This window comes from Pseudomonas sp. Xaverov 83 (genome assembly GCF_019352905.1).
GTDB lineage: Bacteria > Pseudomonadota > Gammaproteobacteria > Pseudomonadales > Pseudomonadaceae > Aquipseudomonas > Aquipseudomonas yamanorum.
Genome location: NZ_JAAAFU010000081.1, coordinates 52,756 through 53,385, shown reverse-complemented (window position 1 = coordinate 53,385; position 630 = coordinate 52,756). Strand labels below are relative to the sequence as shown.

Annotated in this window: 1 protein-coding gene; it reads left to right on the top strand. The window is 60.2% G+C overall.

Annotation, left to right across the window (positions count from 1 at the left end):
• The coding region (locus tag K0H47_RS26515; RefSeq protein WP_219273882.1) for a hypothetical protein at positions 1 to 630 on the top strand (630 nt) is incomplete at both ends.

Below are 630 nucleotides of genomic sequence, written 5' to 3'. Positions count from 1 at the left end.
GGCAGGGCCGCCCCCAATACGGTTATCTATGCGTACGGCAAAGACTACAACCCGGCGTATGGCAACGTAAAAGCAGACGCCAATGGCAATTGGCGTCTCCCGCCGACGCAGGACCTGAGACTTGAACCTGACGGTACCGCTGTGGTGATAGTGGCTCAACTCGCCAGCGACGGCGCTGGCTGGGCGTCACCTTGGACGACGGTGACCTATAACCTTTCCGCACCAACCAGCTCAGCCCTGCCCTACGGCAGCGCTCCCATTGTCGACAGTCCCACCAATAACGAACGCCTGACGACTCGACAGCCGCAGCTCTCAGGCAGGGCCGCCCCCAATACGGATATCTATGCGTATGGCAAAGACTACAATCCGGCGTATGGAAACGTAAAAGCAGACGCCAATGGCAATTGGCGTCTTCCGCCGACACAGGAGCTGAGGCTTGAGCCTGACGGTACCGCTGTGGTGATAGTGGCTCAACTCGCCAGCGACGGCGCTGGCTGGGCGTCACCTTGGACGACGGTGACCTATAACCTTTCCGCACCAACCAGCTCAGCCCTGCCCTACGGCAGCGCTCCCATAGTCGACAGTCCTGCCAACAACGAACACCTGACGACTCGACAGCCGCAGCTCTCA